This window comes from Streptomyces sp. NPDC050617 (assembly GCF_040654795.1).
In the GTDB taxonomy this organism is placed as follows: Bacteria; Actinomycetota; Actinomycetes; order Streptomycetales; family Streptomycetaceae; genus Streptomyces.
Genome location: NZ_JBFAIS010000010.1, coordinates 191,312 through 213,793 on the forward strand (window position 1 = coordinate 191,312; position 22,482 = coordinate 213,793).

Genomic DNA, 22,482 nt, shown 5'->3' on the forward strand with positions numbered 1-22,482 from the left:
GTCACTCCACGAAGCTGTACGGCGGCAGGGGGCCGTTCACCCGGAGCACGAGGTGCGGGTTCTCGCGGCGCAGCGCCGCGACGGCGGCGACGAACTCCTCGCCGTGCTCCCGGTCCACCAGGAACGAGATGTTCGCCAGCCAGCCGCCGCTCGGCGGTCCGGGGCAGGTGTCCTCCGCCTCGCCTTCGAGGGCGTCCCGCAGGAGCGCCGCGTCCTGCGGCTCGCGCTTCTGCACCGCCGTCGCGACCAGCTCGCCGAGGCGCAGCCGGTCCTCGTGGCTGCCGCCGCCCGCCGCCTTGTTCGCCTCGTGCAGTTCCCGCAGCTCGGGGGCGTCGATGAGCACCCGGTGGAGCACGGCGTCCTCGTCGTGGGTGGCCTTCACGTTGTACTCGGCCTTGCCGTCGAGGGTCTTCAGCCGTTCGAGATAGTGCTCCTCGTGCGCGGCGAGCGCGGCCGTGACCGCGTCGTCGTCGGGCGAGACCCCGCCGAACCGCATCGGCAGCACGGGCCCCGCCGAACTCGCCTCGGCGAGCACGCTCTGGTGCGCGAGCAGTTCGCGCCGCTTGGGCTTGAGGTCCGGCGGCGCGTCGCTCACCAGGGCCGCGAGCCGGCCCGCCGCGACGACGCGCACGGGTTGCGGCGGATCGCCGACGCCGGCCGTCTCCTCGGGCAGGCGCGGATGCGAGCTGCGCGTGATGCCGTAGACGTACGTGCTCACTCCTGCTCCTCCTTCCGGCTCCTCGAAGCGGTGCGCTTGGCGCGCGGCCGGGACTCGCCCTGGGAGTCCTGGGAGCTCCGGCTCTCCTCGCGGGCCTGGTTGAAGGCGTTCGAGACGGTCTCCGCCGCGCCGGACAGGGCGCCCTTGGACTTGCCGCGGGCGCCGGACTCGGTCATCTCACCGACCAGGTCCGGCAGGCCGGGGTCCTTGCGCGGGCCGGCCTCCAGGTCGAGCCGGTTGCACGCCTCGGCGAACCGCAGATAGGTGTCGACGCTGGCGACGACGACGCGGACGTCGATCTTCAGGATCTCGATGCCTACGAGCGAGACACGGACGAACGCGTCGATCACGAGCCCCCGGTCGAGGACGAGTTCCAGGACGTCGTACAGGCCGCTGGTGCCGCCCGAGCCCCCGCCTTGCTGTGCCGGGACAACAGTCATCGCGTGGTGCCTTCCTCTCATGGGATGGATCTCGTGGGGTGGATCTCGTGGAATGGGTCTCGAATCGGGTGGGTCTCGTCGGATGGATCTCGGCGAGTGGGTCTCGTCGGGTTGATTGGGCGCCCGGTGAGCCGGGCCGGGGGGCGGGCCGCGTCATCGGGCCGCTGTCCGGTTCGGAGTAGCCCCGGAAGCCGGGACCAAACACCGCCGCCTCTCCCAAACCGCCCTCGGAGAGCCGGTGGAGGGTCTGTCGAACGGGCGCAAGACCGGCCCGGGGATCACCCGAGGGATCACCCGGAGGATCAATCGAACCGTGATCGGCGCGGAGGAGCGGCTGTACGCGACGGTGGCAGGTGCCGCGTGACGGGCAGGACTTGGCCGGCGGCGTGCGGCACACGGCGCGCGGCCCCCATCCGGCACCGGCCCCCGCCCCCGGCTCAGGCCCCCGCCCGGCCCCTGGCCCCCGCCCCCCCCGGCTCAGCGCGACTGCGGGGCGCCGTGTCGCAGGCCGTCGAAGAGGAGGGCGGTGATCTGTCGGGCCTCGGCCAACCAGCCCTCCGTGGCGCGCATTCCGCAGATGCCGCCCAGGGCGCGCAACAGGGTGGAGCCTGTGACGTCGTCGCGTACGGTGCCGGCCGCGCTGCCGGATTCGAGCAGCAGGGAGAGGGCGTCGGCCATCCGGGTGCGTGCGTCGTCGAAGACCGGTGAGTCCGTCGCCATGATGCTTTCCAGCACGCTGGACATCCCCTTGCCCACCGCCGCGTGGTCCACGAGCAGCAGCAGGAAGCGCCGCAGCGCCTCCTCCGGGGCGTGTTGGTCCAGCAGGGCGCCGGGTGCGGCGCACAGGTTGTCGACCTCCTTGCGGTAGACCTCCTCGATCAGCGCTTCGCGGGTTTCGAAGTGGCGGTAGAGCGTTCCGACGGCGACGCCGGCGCTGCGGGCGATGTCCTCGACGTGCGCGTGCGCGTCGGCGTCGGCGCCGAGGAACGCCTGGCGGGCCGCGGACAGCAGTGCCTCGCGGTTGCGTCGCGCGTCGGCGCGCAACGGGCGTGATGCCGGCAAGAGAACCTCCATAAAGTGAGTCTGATTCCGTTTATGTGTATCGTTTCGTTTCCGGAGTCAGGTTCATGTTACGGAGGAGAGACCCCATGCCCATCACGGACAGCAGTCTCGACGGCCTTCGGGTACTGGTCACCGGCGGCAGCCGGGGCCTGGGCGCGGCGACCGCGCGCCGCTTCGTCGCCGCGGGCGCGACCGTGCTGACGGCCTCCCGCAGCCGGCCCGCGGAGGACACCGGCGCCACCTTTCTCGCGGCGGACCTCTCCACGCGGCAGGGTGTGGCCGAACTCGGCCGCCGTGTCGTCGAGCAGGCAGGCGGTGTGGACGTGCTCGTGAACAACGCTGGTGCGGCGAGCGCCCCGGCGCCGACCCTGAGCCGGTCGGACGAATCCTGGCTGGCGGACCTGGAGATGAACCTCCTCAGCGCCGTGCGCCTGGACCGGGCCCTGGTGCCGGGAATGGTCGAGCGAGGCTCCGGCGTCGTCGTGCACGTCTCCTCGATCGCCGGCCAACTGCCTCAGCGCACCGAGGCGTCGTACGCCGCCGCCAAGGCCGCGCTCAACGCCTACAGCCGCGAACTGGCCACCGAGGTCGGCGAGCACGGGGTGCGCGTGGTCTGCGTCCTCCCCGGTTTCGTCGTCACCGAAGGTGCCACCGCCCACCTGAAGCACATGGCCGAGAAGCAGGGCATCACCGCCGAAGAGGTCACGCAGCAGATCGTGGACCACCTGAAGGTCCCCATGGGCCACCCCGGAGATCCCGAGGACGTCGCCGAGCTGATCGCCTTCCTCGCCTCAGGCCGCGCGAAGTGGCTCACTGGAGCGCAGTTCCGCGTCGACGGCGGCATCATCCCGACCGTCTGAGCATCCACCGGCAGGTCGACGGCGGCATCACCCTGACCGTCTGAGCAATCACCGACACGTCGACGGCGGCATCATCCCGACCGTCTGAGCAATCACCGACAGCACGAACAGGACACCCCCATGCCCATCACCCTGACCTCCGTGGTCATCGACGCCGCCGACATCGAGAAGGAGAGCGCTTTCTGGCACCGGCTGCTCGGCGGTTCGCTCACCCCCACGCCGACCCACCACTTCGTCCAGGCCCCCGGCCTCCCGGTGCTCGTCGTCCAGTCCGCCCCCGGACACACCGCCCCGAACTGGCCGGACGGCACCCCCACCCCCCAGCAGATGCACCTCGACTTCGGCGTCGAGGACCTCGCGACCGCCGACCGTACGGCCACCGACGCCGGCGCCACCCGGCTGCGGCCCACCGACGAGGTCACCCCGGACACCCGCACCGGCAGCCGCGTCTACGCCAGCCCGGCCGGACACCCCTTCTGCCTGCGCTCGGTCTGAGCCGTTCACTTGAGGGCGCCATCGGCCAAGGCGGGCGGTGCGGGCTGTGCAGGACGTGTTGGCCGGTCGGGGGCGTCGCGGCGGCGGGGATCGAGGGCGGCGGTGAGGCGTCGGCGCAGGAGGCGGCCGAGTATGCGGTCGACCAGGCGGTTCAGCGCGGCGGCCAGCAGCAGGGAGGCGAAGAGCCCGAGGCCGATCGAGGGGAGCAGGCCGAGGCCGGGGACCGCTTTGAGGATGGCGCGGCTGACAGGAATGCCCAGGCTCTGGTGGACCAGGTAGAAGGGGTAGGTCAGGGCGCCGGCGTAGACGAGGAATCGCCATTGGACGTGGCGCAGCGGGCCGGTGGCGGCCAGGGCGAGCAGCACGAGGAAGCCGGTGAGAACGGCCGCGCCGACCGGCCAGTTGGAGCCGGCGTGTGCGGCGACACGGTCGTCCAGGACGGTCAGGGTGTAGCACCAGGCGAAGCCGGCCAGGAGCCACAGGAGGAGGTCGGGTCCGAAGCGGTGCATCAGGTAGAGCGCGATGCCGGTCACGAAGAGCCCGGCGTACTGGCTGAGCAGGAACTCGTCCAGGGCCTCGGAGTGCAGTTCGCGGCCGATGGACGCCAGGACGAGCCAGAGGAACCCGAAGGCCACGGTGCGCCGGTAGGTCAGGCCGATCAGCATCAGCACGCCCATGAGGAGGTAGAAGCGGGCTTCCACCCATAGCGTCCAGGCGACGCCGGCGGTGAAGTCCAGGCCGAGCGGGCTGGGGATCATCGTCAGGTTGCCCAGGGTGGTGCGCAGGTCCGTGGGCGCCCCTGACCGCTGTCCGGCGAGCACGGCGACCGTGCTGACGGCGACGATGATCAGGACGACGGCCCAGTACAGCGGGAAGAGCCGGGCGATACGGGAGACGGCGAACTGCGCGGGGGTGCGGCCCCAGCAGCTCATACAGATGACGAAGCCGCTGATCAGGAAGAACGCCTCGACGCCGAGCCAGCCGTAGCCGCTGATCGCGTGGAGCAGCGGTGCTGCCCGAGGGAGGTCGTAGGTCTCGCCCCAGAAGTGGGGGGTCGGGGTGCCGAGGTAGTGGTAGGCGGCCACCGCCGCGGCTGCGAGCAGCCGCAGCCCGTCGACCGCGGCCAGGCGCCCGCCCTTGGCGGACGCGAGGGATATCCGCTTCCCGGCTGCCGGGGACGGGCTGTGGACGACGGCGCGCGGGGCTACGGAGATGGGCATGGGAAGTCCTGTGGCCAGGCGGCCGAGGCGGCCGAGGCGGCCGGTCGAAGAGCGCCGTCTGTAGGGGGGAGGAGAGGGCGGTGCCTCCTGCGCGCCGGGCGGCGGAGGGCGCAGCGGGGCAGTCCGGGCCCGAAGTGAGCGTCACGGTCTGCCCCACCGCGTCCCGACGGTCGGCAACCTGCCTGGGTTCAGGCGGGGTTCACGGTGTCGGAGCCGTTGCCGCCTCGTAGCCGCAGTACGGCGGTGGTGGCGGCGAAGGCGCCGAGGAGCACCAGGAGCACCACGCTCTCCCCCCACCCGGAGAAGTAGATCGTCGCCATGAACGGCACGGCGCAACAGATGAGTTGAACGATGTTCCGGATGCCGGCGAAGGCACGGCGGCCCGCCAGGAACAGAGCCCCGATCATCGGGACGCCGAACTCCCACGGGATCAGCATGCCGATCCCGAGCGGGTCGATGACGACGACCGCGGCTATCAGCAGGACGGCCCACGCCAGCAGCGCGAGCACCCCCGCCGCGCCGCGCACCCGGCGGGCCGGTCGCAGGTCGGGCGGGCAGGCCAGCGGGAGCGCGGCGACCAGGATCGGAGCGAGCAGGAGGCCCACGAGTCCCGACCACGGGCCGGGCGGCGCGTGCCAGATCGGGGCGAGGAAGATCACCGAGCTGGCCACCGCCCCGGCGATCGCGCACAGCACCCCTGGAAGGTAGAACCCTGCCAGCGCGACCACCGCACCGAACAGGGTCAGCAGGTAGCTGCCGTTCGTGGGGGTCGCGAGCGCGTCGATGGCGCCGCCGGTGCCCGCGGAGCGCATGACGTACCAGTTTCCGGCGCTCTCGATGAGGTTGAAGGCGGCGTAGGCGGCCGTCGCGGCCAGGGCGAAGGGCGCGACGGCGGCGAAGAGCCGTCCGCCCGGGTGCGCGGAGCCGAGGCCGAGGCGCAGCCGGGCGGCGTGCGTGGCGATGCCGGCGCCCTCGCGGAGGCGGGTGCCCCGGCCCGCTCCCTCGGTCGCCTCCCGGTAGGACTCGGCTATCTCGTCGCCGAAAGCGCGGCGGAAGCCGGCCGGGTACAGGCGCAGCAGTGCGGGGCTCACGCGGTGGCCGCCTTGCCGGTGGCGCCCAGGCGCCGGGTGGCCTCGCGCGCGGTGGCCGCGATCCGCTCGGCCTCGACGGCCAGGGCCGCGCGACCGGAAGCGGTCAGGGTATAGGTGCGTCGCAGCCGGCTGTCGACGACCTCCTCTTTGTGTACCTGGATCAGTCCCTGTTGCAGCAGGCGCTCCAGCGCCCCGTACAGCGTTCCGGTCCGCATCTTCACCCGCCCTCCGGAGATCGACTCCACCTCGCGCGCGGCGGCGTAGCCGTGCCGCGGCTCGTCGGCGAGGGCGGTGAGAAGGAGCAGGGTCGGTTCCTGCATCGCACGGTCAGTCATGACACCACCATATGTCATTCACCGGCATATGCTGAAAACCGTCCACCACGGCACCCGTCACGCGGCACCCGTCACGCGGGAACCGGACGCGGGAACCGGACGCGGGTTTTCCGCCCGTGGCGCGGGATACCCGGACCCATGACCTGGTACGAGCGCATCCCGGCGAGCCGGGGCCCGGCCCCGCCCCCGGCAGGACGGCCGGGGATGCGCAGCGGCTGAGTGCGGGTGCAAAGCGGTCTGCGAGCGCCTGCGGGGAGGAAGCAGAAGCTCGTGATACCCCAACTACCCCTGGAACAACTGGCGGTGTCCGCGTACTCCGTCCCCACCGACGCACCCGAGGCCGACGCCACGCTCGACTGGGAGACGACGACCGTGGTCGTCGTGGAGGCCCGCGCCGGGACGGTGTACGGCACGGGCTGGACGTACGCCCCGGCCGCCGCCGGGCTGTTCGTCGACGAGCAGCTGGCGCCCGCGACGCTGGGCCGCTCGGCCCTCGACGTGCCCCGGCTCCATGACGCGATGTGCCGGGCGGTACGCGACTCCGGCCGCCCCGGCATCGCCTCGTGCGCGATCTCCGCCGTGGACCTCGCCCTGTGGGACCTCAAGGCCCGGCAGTTCGAGGTGCCGCTCGTGGGGCTGCTCGGCGCGGCCCGCGAGTCGGTGCCCGTGTATGGCAGCGGCGGCTTCATCACGTACCACGACACGCATCTGGCCTCCCAGCTCAGCGGCTGGGTGCACGGCCAGGGCATCCCCCGCGTGAAGATCAAGATCGGCGAGTGCCGGGGCCGCGCGGTCGTCCGCGACCTCTCCCGCGTCCGGCAGGCCCGCCAGATCATCGGCGACAAGGCCGAGCTGTACGTGGACGCGGGCGGCGGCTACAACCGCAAGCAGGCCGTACGCGTCGGCGGCGCGCTCGCCGAGTACGGCGTCGGGTGGCTGGAGGAGCCGGTCGCCGCCGACGACCTGAACGGCCTGCGGCTCATCCGCGACACGCTCGTCTGCGACGTCGCGGCCGGCAAGTTCGGCTACGACCTGCCGTACTTCGCCCGGATGGTGAGCGCGGGCGCGGTCGACTGCCTCCAGGCGGACGCCACCCGGTGCGGCGGCATAACGGAGTTCCTGCGGGCGGCGGCGCTGGCGCAGGCGCACGGCCTGGAGATCTCGGCGCACTGCGCCCCGCACGCGCACGTCCACGCGGCGGCGGCCGTGCCCAACCTGCGGCACATCGAGTGGTTCCACGACCACGTACGCATCGAGTCGACGCTGTTCGACGGGGCTCTCGACCCCTCGGGCGGCCGGCTGACCCCGGGGCCGGCGCCGGGACACGGGCTGACGCTGCGGCGCGAGGACATGGAGCCGTACCGGATCGCGTGAATGGCTGGAGTGGCCGGCCGGGGGGCGGGGAATCGGCCGCCTGTAGCCCCCGCCCGTAGCCTGCGATACGCGGGTACGAGGCAGGTACGACCCAGGTACGACCCAGGCACGACCCAGGCACGACCCAGGCACGACCCAGGCACGACCGGGGCCCGGCAGCGCTGGCTTCCGCCCCGCTGCCGGGCCCCGACCCTGCTCAAACCCCTTTATATGGAACAGAGTCACTGTCGGCGATCCGCCGCCAGGGGCCGGTCCCCCCGGCCGTCAAGGAGCCGTCGCCAGTGTGAAGGAGTGGCCGGCCGGGTCGGAGTAGGTGCGTACGTCCCGCGGTCCGTTGTTCTCCTTGGTGTCGATGGGGCGCGCGCCGAGGTTGACCGCCTCGCGCTCCGCCTCGTCCATGTCCTCGCGCGCGACGACGATCCGCAGGTGCGCCTGCTGGGAGTCCTCGGGGCGCGGCCAGCTCGGCGGCGCGTAGCCGTGGTCGCGGTGGATGGCCAGGAAGACGCCGTGGCGGCCGGTGACTTCGACGAAGTCGGGGTCCTTGCCCAGCGTGCTCTCCCCTCCCAGCAGGCCCGCGTAGAACTCGGCGAGCTGCTCGGGCTCCGCAGAATCCAGGACCAGGACGGTGGTCTTTTCTACGGTCATCGTCTCCCTCTCTGAGAAATCGACCGCAGTCGACCGCAGTCGGCCGCCATCGGCCGCAGTGGGCCGAGTCGGTCCGAGACGGGTCGAGTTGCGCCGGGCGAATGGTTGAGCTGGTGAAAAGCCGTGTTCCGGGTCCCCCGCCGGGGCGGCCCCAAACGCCGGCCGTCCAGCCTTCACCTATTCCGATCGGGCGCCTTCGAGGTGAATTTCCATCTTTACGCCGGCTTGTAGTTCCGAACTCGGTGAATAGGGCAGGTGGACAGAGCGGGGATACGCCTTGCAGCAGTGGACGGAGACCATGGACGAGCAGGTCGTGGCCAAGACATTCGTGGAGCTGGCGGACAATCTGGATGCCGCATTCGACCCGCTGGCCTTCCTTCGCCTCCTCACCGACCGCTGTGTGGGTGTGCTCGGGGCCAACGCCGCCGGGGTGCTCCTCGCTGACCGGTCCGGCGAGCTGAGGCTCATGGCCGCGTCCGACGAGCGCGTACGCCTGCTGGAACTCCTTGAGGTGCAGCAGTCGGAGGGCCCCTGCCTGGACTGCTTCCGGCGGGGCGCCGCCGTGAGCGTCCCCGATGTGATGGCGGAGGCGCGGCGCTGGCCGCGATTCGCGCCCCAGGCCCGCCACCGCGGCGTCGCGGCGGTGCAGGCCCTGCCGATGCGCTGCCGGAACGAGACCGTCGGCACCCTGAACCTCTTCTGCGCCGACGCGCGGCTCATCGGGCCGGTCGGCTCGCCCATCGCCCAGGCCATGGCCGACGTCGCCGCCATCAGCCTCGTGCAGCGGCGCTCGGCGCAGCGCAGCGCGCAGCTCAACGAGCAGTTGCAGACCGCCCTCGACAGCCGCATCGTGATCGAGCAGGCCAAGGGGAAGCTCGCCGAGCGCTACGCCATCGACATGGAACGGGCCTTCAACTTGCTGCGCCGCTACGCCCGGTCGAACAATCTGCGGCTGTCCGACGTGGCCCGCGACGTCATCGAGGGCTGCGCGTCGCTGCCTGCTCCGGGCGAGTGACCGCCGGCCGACCAGGTTGGGCGGGCCGACCAGGTTGGACCAGCCGACCAGGTTGGGCGGGTCGAACCGATGGGACCGGTCGACCTGACTGGACCGGTCGACCTGGTGGGAGCGGACGTTCCGGGTAGACCGCCAGGCGGCGGCGGAGCCCGCTCGCCCCCAGCGCGCGGGAGACGGATGGCGACGGCGCGAGGACGCGCAGCTCACCGCCGTGGAAGCGGGCGCGGCGGGCGGTGGCGACGAGCACGCCGAGGGCCAGTGCGTCGCAGTAGGTGACGCCCGACAGGTCGAGGACGATCCGGACGCCGGGGCCCTGCGCCCGGCGCAGCAGTTCGCGCAGCCGCGGCACGGTGGTGCGGTCCAGCCTGCCGCTGACGTCGATCCTTGAGGTGGCGGGGGCCGCGGGCGCCGCGACCACGGTGGCAGCGCCCAGGGCGGGAAGTGAAGGTTCGAGACCTACGGCCATGGGGAGCGCCTCCTCGGAACGGAGCGGTTCACACATCGCCGGGTCCGGGGCGCACCACTCAGCGTAGCCCTGTCGGCACGCCGCGAACAGCGTCGGCGCACAGTCGTCCGGCATACGCGCGGCGTCCACGCGGGCGATGAGAGGCGGCATCAGGCAGCACCGGGCAGCATCGAGCGACACCGGACCGCATCGGACCGCATCGAGCGACACCGGACCGCATCGAGCGACACCGGACCGCATCGGACCGCATCAGGCGCACCGGGCAGCGACGGCGGTACCCGGCAGCGACGGCGGTACCCGGCAGCCACGGGCGGCGTCGGGAGGGGCGTCACGCCCCGTCCGGCTCCAGCCCCGCGTCCGCCTCCTCGACCGCCAGCCGCTCCGCCGGCAGGTCCAGCGAGCGGCATACGAGCAGGTAGACGCCCGCCGACACGAGCAGCCCCACCGGCATCGACACGTCCAGCCCGCCGAGGAGCCGGGCCATCGGCCCCTCCGCGTCGCCGATCACCGAGAACGGCAGCATCACCGCGAAGCCGGTCCCGTACGCGAGAAGCCCCCGCCAGTTCCAGCGGCGGTAGATGCCGCGCGGGTTGAAGATCTCCCGGATCGAGTAGCGGCCCCGGCGCACCAGGTAGAAGTCGGCGAGGTTGACGGCCGTCCAGGGGGTGAAGAGCGTGCCGAGTACGGACAGGAAGTGGCCGAACTCCTCGACGAAGTTCTCGCTCGCGCCGAACGCGATCCCCGTCGAGACCACGGCCACGACGAACAGCGCGCCGACCCGCCGGGCGACGGTCAGCCGGAACCGGCCGAGCGAGTCGAGGCTGGAGAGCAGGGTCAGGCTCCCGCCGTACACGTTCAGCGCGCCCATCGTCAGCAGCGGCAGCACCGTGACGACCAGCAGCACCGTCCCGAAGCCGCCGAACGCCCGGTCGCCCGCGGCGATCACCGACTCCACGAGGCTCTTGCCGGGGAACAGCCCCGCCGCCACCGTGCCGACCAGCATCATCCACGCGCCGCCGACGCCCGCGCCCAGATACGTCCACCAGAACGAGGAGCGGACGCCGACCGTCGGCGGCAGATAGCGGGAGTAGTCCGAGACGTAGATGGACCAGGAGAGCTGGTAGACGGCGGCGGTGAACATCTGGATCAGGAACGGCGTGAGCGCGAAGGACCCCAGGTCGAGCTGTGGGTCCGTGAAGGGGCGGACGGCGATCACGCAGACCGTGAAGAGCGCCAGCGCCACCAGCACCACATACGTCAGCCAGCGGGACGCCTTGTGGATGACGTCGTAGCCGACCACGGCCAGCACGATGGCGATCACCGCGTAGCCGACGTAGCTGGCCCCCTTCGGCACCTCCGCCAGGTGGTCGAGGGTGGAGCCGACCAGGATCTGGTTGAAGGCGTTGTAGCCGATGTACGTCGTCAGCGCGACCAGCCACACCAGCAGCGCCCCGATGAACCCGAACTGCGGCCGGGACTGCACCATTTGGGGCAGCCCGAGCTGCGGGCCCTGGGTGGAGTGGAAGGCCATGAAGAACGTGCCGAGCGCGCAGCCGAGCACCACCGCGATGGCCGTCCAGACGAGGTTGCCGCCGAGCCCGACGCCGATCGCGCCGGTGGCGACGGTGGCCAGGTGGGCGTCCCCGGCGAACCACACCGGAAAGAGGTGCCACACCTTGCCGTGCCGCTCGGCCAGCGGCACGTAGTCGATCGACCGCGCCTCGATGACCGGCCTGCGACCGTCCGGGGGCGGCGCCGCCGTCCCCGAGCGCTCCGGGCCTTCGGCGCCCGTGGTGCCGGGTGAGCCGGTGGTGCCGACTGCCATGTCGCGTCTCCTCGCTCGCTGATGCGGTGGTGGGTTGCTCGCTGTCGCTCCTCGACGGGGCGGGCAGTCCGGCGGTACGGGCGCGGGGGCGGGTACGGACATACGCACGCGCACCCCGGCCCGTAGCCCCCCCGCACCGCAGCCCCGTAGCCCCCGCCCGTAGCCCCCCGCCCGTAGTCCCCGCCCCGTAACCCCTGCCCCCTCAGCCCGTCCGGTTCAGCGCCGCGTAGGCGAGCCGTTCCAGCAGGAGCGCGGACTCGCGCGGCGCGTCCGTCGCGGCGGTGATCACCTGCTTGGTGACCGACACCGCGAGCGGCGGGTGCGCGGCCAGCTCGCCCGCGATCTCCAACGCCCGTTCCAGATGGCCCCCTTCGGGGGTGACCTCGCTGAGCAGCCCCCACTCCCGCGCCTCGGCCACCGGCATCCGGCGGGCCCGCAGCACCAGGTCGCGGGTGCGGGCGGGGCCCACGGCCCGTACCAGCCGGGTGATGCCGCCGGAGCTGGGCAGGATGCCCAGGCCGACCTCCGGCAGCCCCAGCCGCGCTGTGGGGTCCGCGACGCGGATGTCGGCGGCGAGCGCCAGCTCCAGGCCGCCGCCCAGGCAGTGGCCGGCGATGGCCGCGACCGTGGGCTGCTCCAGGGCGGCGACCTCCTCGTAGACCGCGCCGGAGGCCCGGTAGTAGGCGGCTATCGCCTCCGGCGTCATCTCGCGCAGCTCGCCGACGTCCGCCCCGGCGGAGAACACCGCCGGGCCGCCGGTGAGCACCACGGCCCGGCTGGTCCGTACGGGCTCCGAGCGCACGGCCGCGAGGAGTTCGGCCTCCAGGCGGGTGGAGAGCGCGTTGAGCTTCGCCTCCCGGCGCAGGGTGAGCACGGCGACCGCGCCGTGGCGCGCGGTGTGGACCGTACCGAGGGCGTCGTCGGCCGTGGCGGGGGCGTCATCGACGGTGCGGGCCTCGGCGCTCACTTACGCCTCCGTCCGGAAGGAGAGCAGCCCGGACAGCCCGCGCTTGTCGATCTCGTTGGCGATGACGAGGCGCTGGATCTCCGAGGTGCCCTCCCAGATGCGGTCCACGCGCAGCTCGCGCCAGATCCGTTCGACGGGGTAGTCGCGCATATAGCCGCGGCCGCCGAAGATCTGCTGGGCGCGGTCGGCGACCCGGTTGGACGCCTCCGAGGCGGCGAGCTTGACCGTGGCGGCCTTGGCGTGCAGCAGCTTGCGGCCGTTCTCGGTGGTGTCGGCCTGGTCGAACTCCCAGGCCACCTGGTGGGTGAGGGCCCGGTTGGTGGCGATGTCCACGACGGAGTCGGCGAGCATGCCCTGGATGAGCTGACGGTTGATCAGCGGCTCGCCGCCCTGCATACGGCCGCGCGCCCACTCGGTGGCCAGCGACAGGGCCCGCTCGGCGGCGCCGATGGTCCGGGCGCCGATCATCAGCCGCTCCTCGGTGAACCAGTCGCGGGTCAGCTCGTACCCCTGGCCGACGCCGCCGAGCACGGCGTCCGCGCCGACCCGTACGTTCTCGAAGACGAACTCCGGGTGCTCGTAGACGAAGGTGTGCGTGTAGCGCGGGGTGCGCTTGAGGGTGACGCCCGGGTGGTCCTTGTCGATGATGAACAGGGTGGGCGCGCCCTCGCTGCCGGCCGTGCGCACGTTGGCCAGCACGATCAGGAAGTCCGCGGCGTCGCCGACCGTGACGAACCACTTCTCGCCGTTGACGACGTAGCCGTCGCCGTCCGGTTCGGCGGTGGTGGCGATGCCGGACGGGTCGGAGCCCGCGTCGGCCTCGGTGATCGCGACGGCGTCGCGGCAGCGGCCCTGGATGCCGGGGAGCAGATAGCGTTCGCGCTGCTCGGGGGTGGCGGCGCGCAGGCAGTTGGCGGGGCGCCAGACGGTGTCCCACAGGGCGTTGGTGAGCTTGCCCAACTCGTCCTGGACTACGGCCTGTTCGAGGACGCCGAGGCCCGCGCCGCCCCACTCGGCGGGCATATTGATCGCTTGCAGGCCGCTGGCCAGCACCTCCTCGCGGATGGCGGCGAGCGCTTCGGGCGGCAGGCCGTTGTCGGCCTCGCAGGCGTCCTCGTACGGCATGATCTTCTCGGCCAGTCCGGCGGCGCGCCGCTTCAGCTCGGCCAGCCGGGGGGTGAGGGCGAACTCCATGTGCTGCTCCTTATCAGTGCTACGCGTCGGGGGCGCGGTTCAGTTCTCCAGGACGATCCGGGCGTCGAGGCCCAGGCAGCCGTCCTCCGTCGCGAGCAGGGGATTGACCTCCAGCTCGGTGATCTCCGGGTGGGCGGCGGCGACTTCGGTGACCGCCGCCACGGCCGCGGCGAGCGCGTCGAGGTCCACGGACGGTCTGCCGCGCACGCCGCGCAGCAGGGCGGCGGCGCGCAGCTCGCCGAGGATCGCGCGGGCGTGCGCGGGAGCGACCGGGGCCAGCGCGAAGACCACGTCGCGCAGTACCTCGGTGGCCACCCCGCCGAGTCCGACCATCGCCACCGGCCCGAAGCGGGGGTCCCGCTGGACGCCGACGATCAGCTCCACGCCGCCGCCGAGGTCGGCCATCGCCTCGACGCAGAACCCTGGCGGGTCCAGCCGCCGCGCCATGTCGGCGTGGGCGGCGCGTACGGACTCCTCGTCGCGCAGGCCGAGCGCCACGCCGCCGGAGTCGGACTTGTGCAGCAGCCCGAGCGCCTTGAGGACGACGGGCCCGCCGATGGCGCGGGCGGCGTCGGCGGCCTCGTCGGCCGTACGGACCAGGCGGGCCGCGGGGAAGGCGACCCCGGCCGTACGGATCAGCTCGCGCGCCGACCAGTAGCCGTCGTCGTCCACCGGGGGCGCGGCGGATACCGGCCGGGGCGCCTCCACCGGGGCGGCGGTGCGCCGGGCGAGCATGCCCAGCGTCCGGGCGGCGTCCTCGACCGCGCCGAACACCGGCACGCCCTGCGCGCGCAGTTCGTCGGCGGCCGGGCTGTCCGCGCACATCGTGTGCACCACGACGGGCCTGCCGTGCCGCCGCACGGACTCGCCCATGGCGCGGGCGGTGGCGATCTCGCGGGCGGCCAGCGCCTCGCCGTACGTTCCGTAGCCGCCGAAATAGCCGGTGACCAGCACGGAGTCGGTGTCCGGGTCGGCGAGCAGCACGTCGAGGGTGCGGGTGAAGGAGGCGATGTCCTGCTCGCCCGCGCCCGCGAGGTCCACCGGGTTGCCGACGCCCGCGGAGGGCGGCAGCCCGGCGCGCAGCGCGCCCGCCGTGGCCGGGGCGAACTCCGGCACGTCCAGCCCGCACGCCTCCGCCACGTCGCAGGCGACGGAGGCGTGGCCGCCGCCGTCGGCGAGCACCGCGACCCGGCGGGCGGGCGCGGGCCCGAAGCGGTGCAGGGCGGCCAGCAGGTCCGCCATCTCGCGGGGGCTGTTGACGCGGTCCACGCCGGCGGCCCGGCAGGCCGCGTCGATCACGGAGGTGTCGCTGGTCAGCGCCCCGGTGTGGGACTTCGCGCCGCGCACGGACGCGGCGCTGCCGCCGACCGTGAGGAGTACGACGGGCTTGCCCGCCGCGACGGCCTCCGAGGCGGCGGCGACGAACGCGCGGCCGTCGCCGAAGTCCTCGCAGTAGACGGCGATCAGCTCGGTGCCGTCGTGGGCGGCGTAGGCCCGTACGAGGTCGGCGGCGTTCAGGTCGGCCTGGTTGCCGAGCGAGGCGAAGCGGGAGAAGCCGAGGCCGCGGCCGGTGAGGAACGCGCTGAGTTCGAGGGCCATGTTGCCGCTCTGCGAGATCAGCCCGACCGGGCCGGCCGGCAGCGGGTTGGAGGCGAGGTACAGCCCGGTCGTGCTGTCCAGCACGCCGAGGCAGTTGGGGCCGAGCAGCACGGCGCCCGCCCCGCGCACCCGCTCGGCGAGCGCAGCCTCGCGCGCCTTGCCGTCCGCGCCCAGCTCGCCGAAGCCCGCCGTGATGCCGACGATCGCCCGCGCGCCCACGGCCAGCGCCTCCTCGACGGCGGCCTCGAACCCGGCGGCGGGCACGGCGATCACGACGAGGTCCACGGGGCCGGGCACGTCGGCGAGCGAGCGGTGCGCGGGGCGGCCCAGCACCGGCCCGCCGCGCCGGTTGACGAGGTGCACGGGGCGTTCGCCGCTCATCCTCAGCGCCTGCACGCTGATCCAGTTCCCGTACTTGGACTGGTCGTCGCTGGCGCCGACGACGGCGACGGCGCGGGGCGAGAAGAGCGCGTCGAGAGCGCGGCCGGGGGCGGTGGGGCCGAGGGTACGGGCCGTGGTGGCGAGCGTCATCGGGGTGCCTCCGGGAGGGGCGCGGGTACGGGGCGGCCGGTGCCCCAGGCGTCGGCGCCGCCGTCCACGACGACGGTGGTGCCGGAGACGTACGCGCCGCCGGGGGAGGCGAGGAAGGAGATGACGCCGGAGACGTCCTCGGGGCGGCCGAGCCGGCCGAGCGGCACGGCCTGCTCCCACTGGGCGCGTTCGGCCGCCGAGTAGGCGTCGTCGAGGCCGTCGGTGGCGATGGTGCCGGGCGCGACGCAGACCGTGCGGATGCCGTAGCGGCTCCACTCCAGGCACAGCCCCGCGGCGAGGTTCTCCACGGCGGCGCGGGCGGCGGTGGCGTGCACCATGCCGGGGATGCCGCGGCGCGGCGAGAAGGCGATGAAGAAGACGACGCCGGAGCGCTGGGGGAGCATCGCGCGGAGCGCGACCTGGCGGGTGACGTCCCAGGCGGCGTCGACGGCGAGGCGGTGCACGGCGCGCCAGCCCTTGGGCGTGATGTCCTCGGCGGGCGCGGTGAACTGCCCGCCCGCGTTGTTGACCAGGACGTCGATCCGCCCGTACGTCTCGACGGTCCGCTCGACGACCTGGGCCACCTGCTCCTCGTCGCGGATGTCGGCGGGCAGCGCGAGGCAGTCGGCGCCGGCGGCGGCGAGTTCGGCGCGCACCTCTTCGAGCGGTTCGGGGCGGCGTCCGCAGACGACGACCTGGGCCCCGCCGGCGGCGAAGTCCCGCGCCGCCGCCCGGCCGATGCCGGTGCCGCCGCCGGTGATCAGCGCGACCTTCCCGGCGTGTTCTGTGCTCCGCACGGAGTCTCCTCCTCGGTTCGACCGGAGTGTCTGACTGATGCGTCAGTTAGCTCCTCGGGCGGAAGGGATGTCAAGAGAAAGCACAGAATTGCCATGGTGGAGAGCGAGATTGAGGGGAAGCGGCCCGTGCCTTGCCTTTGACTGCCGCGTCAGTAGACTGGGGCGCCGCAGGGAACGACCGGAACCGATGGGGGGAGACGGCGGACATGGCGGACAGGCCCCGCAGCGACGAGGACCGCCGGCAGGCCATCCTGGAGGCCACCTGGCAGCTGATCGCCGAGCGCGGTTTCCACGCCGTGCGGATCGCGGACATCGCCAAGGTCTGCGGCACCAGCACCGGCACTGTGCACTACTACTTCCCCGGCAAGAACGACGTGCTCACCGCGGCCCTCAAGTACTGCGTGGAGCAGGCGTTCAACCGGCAGAGCGTCGAGCTCAAGTCCATCGACAACGCCCACGAACGGCTGCTCAAGCTCATCGACATGCAGCTGCCGCGAGTGGGCCGGGTCCGCGACGAGTGGTCGATCTGGCTCCAGTACTGGGCGGAGGCGGTCGTACGCCCCGAATTCCGCCCCGCCCACAACGAGTTCTACGCCCGCTGGCACGAGGCGGTCGTACGGACCGTGCGGCGCGGCACCCGCCAGGGCGTCTTCCGTTCCGACGCCGACCCCGAGAACGTCGCCCTGCGGCTGACCGCGCTCACCGACGGCGCGGCCATCCAGGTCCTCACCGGCGCTCCCGGCATGACGATCACCGTCATGCGCGAACTCCTGGTGGACTTCGTCTCCCGCGAACTGGTCGCCCCCGAGCCGGTACCGGCGCGCGGCTGAGCCCCCGCGCGGGTGCGGGGGTCGGCGCCCATACGCGCGAGAGCGCGGCCCGCCCTCGGCGGCCCGCGCTCTCCCGGCTCGACCGCCCGCCGGACCATGACGGCCGGCGGGGGTTCGGCTACGCGATCAGAGGTCGAACTCGTTCGGGTCGATGCCCACCGCGTAGCACGCCTCGCGGACGACGGCCTGCTCGGTCTTGTCGAAGTCGCCGTCGGCGCCGCCGATCACGATGCCGATCTGGATGACGGCCCGCGCCTCGGTGGGCTTCTTCTGGACCTTGCCGATCGTCTGCAGAACGCTGACCTTGCCGAAGTCGAAGTCGGCGGTCAGCTTCTGGCAGTAGTCGTTGAAGCGCGCCTGGAGGTCGTCGGCGGGGAAGTTCTGCAGCACCTCGTTGGTGCCGATCAGCGAGGCGACGCGCTGCCGCTCCGAGGCGTCGATGGACCCGTCGGCAGCCGCCACCAGCGCACACATGGCCATGCTCGCGTCACGGAACGCCCCGCTCTTGAGGTCGTTCTTCTTCGCCACCAGCTGGCCCTGCATCGTGGTCGCGGAATCCTTGAGCTTGTCCCACAGCGCCATGTGCGTCTCTCTCCTCAAACAAATAGGGGTGCACAAGGCAGAACTGCGGCGGGGGTAAAGAAGTTCCCAAGAGGCTTACCAAGAGCCTTCCCGAGAGCCCCTGACGCGCTTCTCAGGTGGTGACCGGGTCCAGGACCAGCGGTTTGACCCTGCCCTCCAGCATCGAGCCGAGCCCTTCGACCGCGCAGACGTCCGCGTTCCGGGCGACGTGCACCGGCATGCCCGTCGCCGCCCTGAGCATCTTGTCCAGCCCGGGGAGGCGGGCGCTGCCGCCGGCCAGCATGACGCCGCGCTCCCCGAGGTCCGCCACGAGATCGGGCGGGCAGAGCCGCAGCACCCGCCCGATGGAGTCGAGTACGGCCGTGAGCGGGGTGTGGATGGCCTCCCGCACCTCCCGGCTGTCGACGCGTACGGAACGGGCGCATCCGGTCGCGACGTCCCGGCCGTGCACCTCCGCGCCGTCCCAGCCGTCCGGGCCGCTCCCGCCGAGGGCCTGGTGCAGGGGGCGCACGCCCTGGCTCGGCAGCACCAGTTCGTGGGCGTTGCGCAGGTGCTGGACCACCGCGTGGTCGATCGCGTCCCCGCCCAGCGGCACCTTCTCCGCCGCCACGATCGCGCCCAGCGAGAGCACGGCGACCTGGGTGGTGGCCGCCCCGCACACCACGATCATCGTGGCCTCGGCCTGCTCCACGGGCAGTCCGCAGCCGACCGCCGCCGCGATCAGCGTGTCGACCAGCTCGACGCGGCGCGCCCCGAGGCCCGTCATCGTCTCGACGGCCGCGCGCTGCGCCAGCGGCTCCGCCTCGTGCGGGACGCAGACCGCCGCCCGCAGCGACGGCTTGCGCCGCCACGCCCTGCGGACCTTGTCGCCGATGAGGAAGCGCAGCATGCGCTGGGCCATGTCGATGTCGACGACGGTGCCGCCGGAGACCGGGCGCACCACGCGGATGTGGTCGGGGGTGCGGCCCGCCATCCGTTCGGCGAGGGTGCCCACGGCGATGAGGGCGCCGGTGTTGGTGTTCACGGAGGCCACGCTCGGCTCGTCCACGATCAGGCCCTGGTGCTTGAGGTAGACGCGGGTGCGAGCCGCCCCGAGATCGACGGCTACATGGCAGCGGCGCAGCTGCTCGAGGCTGAGAGTCATGGCCTCATCGTCCGTTCGCCGACGACCGGCCGCATGTCGGGATGCGCCGTACGGGGGAGGTGCCATGACGCCTCGTCAGGCGACGGGAAGGGCGGCGGGAAGGGTGACGGGAAGCGCGGCGGGCACGGCGACGGCCCGGCGCCGCTTCCGCGCGGCGCCGGGCCGTATCGCTCAGTGGGCCCGGTCGCCGGGCGGCGGGTCCGCCGACCCGCCGCCCGACGTCCTCGTCAGCCCGTCATCCCGCGGGGGTCAGCCCACGTAGTGCTTCCCCGGTGCGAGGCGGATGCCGCGCTGCACGTCCTTGCAGTACTTCACGGCCCCGGTGTTGTTCACGTACGCCGCCGTCACCCAGGTGGGGCGGTCCCGCAGCAGGTACCAGATGGTGTTCCGGTTCTCGATTTTCTGCGCGTGGACCTTGCACCGGAGGCCGACCTGGGCCCCGCGCTTGAGGCTGCCGCGCGGTGAGGAGTCGGTGCTCGGGTACTGACGCTCGATCAGGTCGTCTCGCTGGGTGACGACCGTGCCGTACGGCTTGGCGGGCGGGGCCATGGCCGGGGCCGACGGGGTCGGCGAGGCCTGGGCCGGTGCCGCGCCGAGCAGCGTGGCGCCGAGGGCGGCAGCGGTGGCGAGTGCCCCGACGCCGGCCGCGGCTTTCCTGCCGCGGGTGACGAGGGTGGCGAGGGTGGGAGTCATGGACATGAGGGTCTCCTGATCCTTGTCGCGAATGACACAAAGCGACATTACGTGCGCCAAGAGCCCTTATTTCGGCGAAACTTCGGAAAGAGAGCCGTTTGACCGACACCCGGTTGGCGGATTGCCAGACCGGCCGCTGCTCCCGCCCCGCGGCGAATCGTTACGCCTTGGCGTCCGCGTAGCACTCGACGACCGCCGTGGTGAACGCGAACCGCACCGGCGTCTCGCCGAAGGCGGCGCGCCCGGCCCGGTCGCCCGCCGCGCGGATCGCCTCGACCACGGCGTCGGCCTCGTCCTCGGGGCAGTGCACGATCACCTCGTCGTGCTGGAAGAAGACGAGCTCCGCGCTCAGCGACGCCAGGTCCTGCCGCAGCGCGGCCAGCATCAGCACCGCCCAGTCCGCCGCGCTGCCCTGCACCACGAAGTTCCGGGTGAACCGGCCGCGGGCGCGGGAGGCGGGCGTCGAGCCGTACCCGCGCGTGTCCGAGGCGGGCGTCTCCTCCTGCGGCAGCCCCGCCTCGTCGGCCGCCGCCAGGGACGCCGGCGGGCTCGTACGGCCGAGCCAGGTCCGTACGAGCCTCCCCTCCTCCCCGGCGCGGGCCGCGTCGTCCACATACGCGACAGCGGCCGGGTAGCGGCGGCGCAGATCGGCCATGTGCTTGAGGGCGTCGCCCGACGTCTGGCCGTAGACCGCGCCGAGCATCGCGATCTTCGCGCGGTCCCGGTCGCCCCCGAAGGCGCGCTCGGCGAGGGCCGCGTACAGATCGCGGTCGCTGCCGGCCGCCGCCATCAGCCCCGGATCGCGGGAGACGGCGGCGAGCACGCGCGGCTCCATCTGGTCGGCGTCGGCCACCACCAGGCGCCAGCCCGGATCGGCGACCACCGCCCGCCGGACGATCTTCGGGATCTGGAGCGCGCCGCCGCCGTTGGTGGTCCAGCGGCCGGAGACGGTGCCGCCCGGCACGTACTCGGCGCGGAACCGGCCCTCGCGCACCCACGACTGGAGCCAGGACCAGCCGTGCGCCGTATGCAGCCGGTAGAGCTTCTTGTACTGGAGCAGCGGCTCGACCGCCGGGTGGTCGATCTCCTTCAGCTCCCACGCCCGCGTCGAGGTCAGCGAGATGCCGTCCCTGGCGAACGCCTTCACGATGTCGGCCGGCAGGTCCGGCCGCACCCGCGCCCCGCCGAACGCCTTCGAGACCTGCTCCGCCAGCTCCGCCAGCCGCCGCGGCTCCAGCCCGCCCGGATAGCGCTCGCCGAGCAGCTCGGTCAGCAGCTCCCGGTGCACGTCCGCCCGCCAGGGCACCCCGGCGCGGTTCAGCTCCGCCGCCACGAGCGTGCCGGCGGACTCGGCGGCCGTCAGCAGCCGCAGCCGGCCGGGGTGTTCGGCGGCGTCCATCCGGGCCAGCTGGCCCGCGTACACCTCCAGGAGCGCGTCGAGCGGGTCCGTGCCGGGCGGCAGCGGCACGGGGCCCGGCGCGAAGAGCGACGGTTGGGTGTCCGCGGCCCGCAGCGGCGAGTCCTCGGGCACCGGCAGCCCGCGCAGCCGCGCCCACGCCGCCGCGAGGGAGCGCGGCTGGCCCGCCTGCCCCTCCTCATGGCCGATGAGCAGCGCTTCGGCGGCCTCCACGTCATAGCACCGCTCGACGCGGACCCCGGCCTCCAGGAGGCGCGGATACGCCTCGGCGGTGGACCGCCAGACCCAGCGGTCGGCGTCCGGCTGCGACCGTACGGCCTCGGCGAGGCTCGCGGCCGTACGGACAGCGGAGGCGGGCCGTCCGCCGGGCGTCAGCGGGCAGAGACGGACACCCCCGTCGCTCGCCTCTGCCGCCGCCCACCTCATGGAGGGAGTCTGGCAGGGGGGTCTGACAATGGGGCGGGTGTGCGCGCCGCGGGGGTGGGCGCGGCGGCCCGCGCGGGTGTGGACCCCTGGCGCGGGCGCGCGCCGGTCCCCGCGGGCGCGGGACCTCACAGGAACGGCTCGCGGGGGCGCCCGAACCGCGGACCGGCGGCCGTCCGCGGCTCGGGCCCGGTGCGCTACCAGCTCGACTTGCGCACCCCCGGCAGGAACCCGGCGTGCGCCTGCTCGCGCAGGTTCACGCGCGAGAGGCCGAAGGCGCGCAGGTAGCCGCGGGGCCGCCCGTCGACGCTGTCGCGGTTGCGTACGCGCGTGGCGCTGGCGTCGCGCGGCTGGCGGCTCAGCTCGCGCCGGGCGGCGAGCCGTTCCTCCTCGGAGGCGTGCGGGTCGCGGGCGATCGCCTTGAGCAGAGCCCGGCGGGCGGCGTAGCGGGCGACCACGGCGCGCCGCCGCTCGTTCTTCGCGATCTTGCTCTTCTTCGCCATCAGACCTTCCCCCCTCGGGCCCGGATGCGGGCCACGGCGGCCTCGACGCCGATCGCGTCGACCGTCTTGAGCCCCTTGGCGCTCAGCGTGAGCCGGACGTGGCGGCCCTCGCTCGGCAGCCAGTACCGCTTGCGCTGGATGTTCGGGTCGAAGCGGCGCGGGGTGCGCCGGTGGGAGTGGGAGATGGCGTTGCCGAAGCCGGGCTTGCGGCCGGTCAGCTGGCAGTGGGCGGACAAGGCGCCGTGCCTCCTTCTTT

At 73.2% G+C, this 22,482-nt stretch carries 24 protein-coding genes; 5 read left to right on the top strand and 19 right to left on the bottom strand.

Going from position 1 to position 22,482, the window contains the following annotated elements:
• Position 1 precedes the first annotated feature (1 nt).
• From AB0I49_RS16325 to AB0I49_RS16335, 3 genes are all read right to left on the bottom strand, one after another.
• Positions 2 to 718: a GvpL/GvpF family gas vesicle protein gene (locus tag AB0I49_RS16325; RefSeq protein WP_363227612.1), complete on the bottom strand. Its 717-nt coding sequence runs from the start codon at positions 716 to 718 to the stop codon at positions 2 to 4.
• The gene (locus AB0I49_RS16330) at positions 715 to 1,158 is read right to left on the bottom strand and encodes a gas vesicle structural protein GvpA (protein WP_363227613.1); all 444 of its coding nucleotides are present in this window, start codon (positions 1,156 to 1,158) and stop codon (positions 715 to 717) included. The genes AB0I49_RS16325 and AB0I49_RS16330 overlap by 4 nt, the downstream gene beginning before the upstream one ends.
• Before the next feature lie 477 nt (positions 1,159 to 1,635).
• Complete coding sequence (locus tag AB0I49_RS16335) at positions 1,636 to 2,220, bottom strand: helix-turn-helix domain-containing protein (protein WP_363227614.1); 585 nt, start codon at positions 2,218 to 2,220, stop codon at positions 1,636 to 1,638.
• Between the two features lie 86 nt (positions 2,221 to 2,306).
• On the opposite strand from AB0I49_RS16335, the gene AB0I49_RS16340 reads away from it, so the two are divergent.
• Together AB0I49_RS16340 and AB0I49_RS16345 are read left to right on the top strand one after the other, a co-directional pair.
• Positions 2,307 to 3,080 carry an oxidoreductase gene (locus tag AB0I49_RS16340; RefSeq protein WP_363227615.1) on the top strand — a complete coding sequence of 258 codons (774 nt, stop codon included), beginning with the start codon at positions 2,307 to 2,309 and terminating at the stop codon, positions 3,078 to 3,080.
• Positions 3,081 to 3,200: 120 nt separating this feature from the next.
• Complete coding sequence (locus AB0I49_RS16345; protein WP_363227616.1) at positions 3,201 to 3,575, top strand: VOC family protein; 375 nt, start codon at positions 3,201 to 3,203, stop codon at positions 3,573 to 3,575.
• Between the two features lie 5 nt (positions 3,576 to 3,580).
• Here AB0I49_RS16345 and AB0I49_RS16350 read toward each other — a convergent pair whose 3' ends face one another.
• From AB0I49_RS16350 to AB0I49_RS16360, 3 genes are all read right to left on the bottom strand, one after another.
• Positions 3,581 to 4,795 (bottom strand): acyltransferase, encoded by a 1,215-nt coding sequence (locus AB0I49_RS16350; RefSeq protein ID WP_363227617.1) that lies wholly within the window; start codon positions 4,793 to 4,795, stop codon positions 3,581 to 3,583.
• 188 nt (positions 4,796 to 4,983) lie between these two features.
• Complete coding sequence (locus AB0I49_RS16355; protein WP_363227618.1) at positions 4,984 to 5,886, bottom strand: hypothetical protein; 903 nt, start codon at positions 5,884 to 5,886, stop codon at positions 4,984 to 4,986.
• Positions 5,883 to 6,221, bottom strand: a complete 339-nt coding sequence (locus tag AB0I49_RS16360) for a PadR family transcriptional regulator (RefSeq protein WP_363227619.1) — start codon at positions 6,219 to 6,221, stop codon at positions 5,883 to 5,885. Before AB0I49_RS16360 ends, AB0I49_RS16355 begins: the two co-directional genes overlap by 4 nt.
• Positions 6,222 to 6,491: 270 nt before the next feature.
• On the opposite strand from AB0I49_RS16360, the gene AB0I49_RS16365 reads away from it, so the two are divergent.
• Complete coding sequence (locus tag AB0I49_RS16365) at positions 6,492 to 7,595, top strand: enolase C-terminal domain-like protein (protein WP_363227620.1); 1,104 nt, start codon at positions 6,492 to 6,494, stop codon at positions 7,593 to 7,595.
• A 264-nt stretch (positions 7,596 to 7,859) separates the two neighbouring features.
• Here the strand turns inward: AB0I49_RS16365 and AB0I49_RS16370 are convergent, their stop codons facing one another.
• Positions 7,860 to 8,240, bottom strand: coding sequence for a VOC family protein (locus AB0I49_RS16370; protein ID WP_363227621.1), 381 nt, complete (start codon positions 8,238 to 8,240; stop codon positions 7,860 to 7,862).
• A gap of 277 nt (positions 8,241 to 8,517) precedes the next feature.
• Between AB0I49_RS16370 and AB0I49_RS16375 the strand changes: the two genes are divergently transcribed.
• Positions 8,518 to 9,255, top strand: a complete 738-nt coding sequence (locus tag AB0I49_RS16375) for a GAF and ANTAR domain-containing protein (RefSeq protein ID WP_363227622.1) — start codon at positions 8,518 to 8,520, stop codon at positions 9,253 to 9,255.
• Here AB0I49_RS16375 and AB0I49_RS16380 read toward each other — a convergent pair.
• The 6 genes from AB0I49_RS16380 to AB0I49_RS16405 all read right to left on the bottom strand — a co-directional run bounded on the left by AB0I49_RS16380 (position 9,215) and on the right by AB0I49_RS16405 (position 16,634).
• On the bottom strand, positions 9,215 to 9,721 hold the full coding sequence (locus AB0I49_RS16380) for an STAS domain-containing protein (protein ID WP_363227623.1): 507 nt from the start codon (positions 9,719 to 9,721) through the stop codon (positions 9,215 to 9,217). The two genes, AB0I49_RS16375 and AB0I49_RS16380, sit on opposite strands and share 41 nt — an antisense overlap.
• Positions 9,722 to 10,049: 328 nt before the next feature.
• The gene (locus AB0I49_RS16385) at positions 10,050 to 11,546 is read right to left on the bottom strand and encodes a cytosine permease (RefSeq protein WP_363227624.1); all 1,497 of its coding nucleotides are present in this window, start codon (positions 11,544 to 11,546) and stop codon (positions 10,050 to 10,052) included.
• A 202-nt stretch (positions 11,547 to 11,748) separates the two neighbouring features.
• The gene (locus AB0I49_RS16390; RefSeq protein WP_363227625.1) at positions 11,749 to 12,513 is read right to left on the bottom strand and encodes an enoyl-CoA hydratase/isomerase family protein; all 765 of its coding nucleotides are present in this window, start codon (positions 12,511 to 12,513) and stop codon (positions 11,749 to 11,751) included.
• Positions 12,514 to 13,707 carry an acyl-CoA dehydrogenase family protein gene (locus AB0I49_RS16395; protein ID WP_363227626.1) on the bottom strand — a complete coding sequence of 398 codons (1,194 nt, stop codon included), beginning with the start codon at positions 13,705 to 13,707 and terminating at the stop codon, positions 12,514 to 12,516.
• Positions 13,708 to 13,746: 39 nt separating this feature from the next.
• Positions 13,747 to 15,837, bottom strand: a complete 2,091-nt coding sequence (locus AB0I49_RS16400) for an acetate--CoA ligase family protein (protein ID WP_363227627.1) — start codon at positions 15,835 to 15,837, stop codon at positions 13,747 to 13,749.
• A complete protein-coding gene (locus tag AB0I49_RS16405) occupies positions 15,834 to 16,634 on the bottom strand; it encodes an SDR family oxidoreductase (protein ID WP_363227628.1) in 801 nt (266 codons plus the stop codon). The genes AB0I49_RS16400 and AB0I49_RS16405 overlap by 4 nt, the downstream gene beginning before the upstream one ends.
• Before the next feature lie 206 nt (positions 16,635 to 16,840).
• Here AB0I49_RS16405 and AB0I49_RS16410 point away from each other — a divergent pair, with 206 nt between their 5' ends.
• Positions 16,841 to 17,464: a TetR/AcrR family transcriptional regulator gene (locus AB0I49_RS16410; RefSeq protein ID WP_363227629.1), complete on the top strand. Its 624-nt coding sequence runs from the start codon at positions 16,841 to 16,843 to the stop codon at positions 17,462 to 17,464.
• A 126-nt stretch (positions 17,465 to 17,590) separates the two neighbouring features.
• Here the strand turns inward: AB0I49_RS16410 and AB0I49_RS16415 are convergent, their stop codons facing one another.
• From AB0I49_RS16415 to rpmB, 6 genes are all read right to left on the bottom strand, one after another.
• Entirely contained in the window at positions 17,591 to 18,046 is a 456-nt protein-coding gene (locus AB0I49_RS16415) for a TerB family tellurite resistance protein (protein ID WP_363227630.1), read from the bottom strand.
• Positions 18,047 to 18,158: 112 nt separating this feature from the next.
• Positions 18,159 to 19,190: a rod shape-determining protein gene (locus tag AB0I49_RS16420; RefSeq protein WP_363227631.1), complete on the bottom strand. Its 1,032-nt coding sequence runs from the start codon at positions 19,188 to 19,190 to the stop codon at positions 18,159 to 18,161.
• A gap of 249 nt (positions 19,191 to 19,439) precedes the next feature.
• Complete coding sequence (locus AB0I49_RS16425) at positions 19,440 to 19,889, bottom strand: SH3 domain-containing protein (RefSeq protein WP_363227632.1); 450 nt, start codon at positions 19,887 to 19,889, stop codon at positions 19,440 to 19,442.
• Positions 19,890 to 20,043: 154 nt separating this feature from the next.
• Positions 20,044 to 21,726, bottom strand: a complete 1,683-nt coding sequence (locus AB0I49_RS16430) for a bifunctional 3'-5' exonuclease/DNA polymerase (RefSeq protein WP_363227633.1) — start codon at positions 21,724 to 21,726, stop codon at positions 20,044 to 20,046.
• 194 nt (positions 21,727 to 21,920) lie between these two features.
• The gene (gene rpsN / locus AB0I49_RS16435; protein WP_363227634.1) at positions 21,921 to 22,226 is read right to left on the bottom strand and encodes a 30S ribosomal protein S14; all 306 of its coding nucleotides are present in this window, start codon (positions 22,224 to 22,226) and stop codon (positions 21,921 to 21,923) included.
• Complete coding sequence (rpmB, locus tag AB0I49_RS16440; protein ID WP_363227635.1) at positions 22,226 to 22,462, bottom strand: 50S ribosomal protein L28; 237 nt, start codon at positions 22,460 to 22,462, stop codon at positions 22,226 to 22,228. Before rpmB ends, rpsN begins: the two co-directional genes overlap by 1 nt.
• Positions 22,463 to 22,482 lie beyond the last annotated feature (20 nt).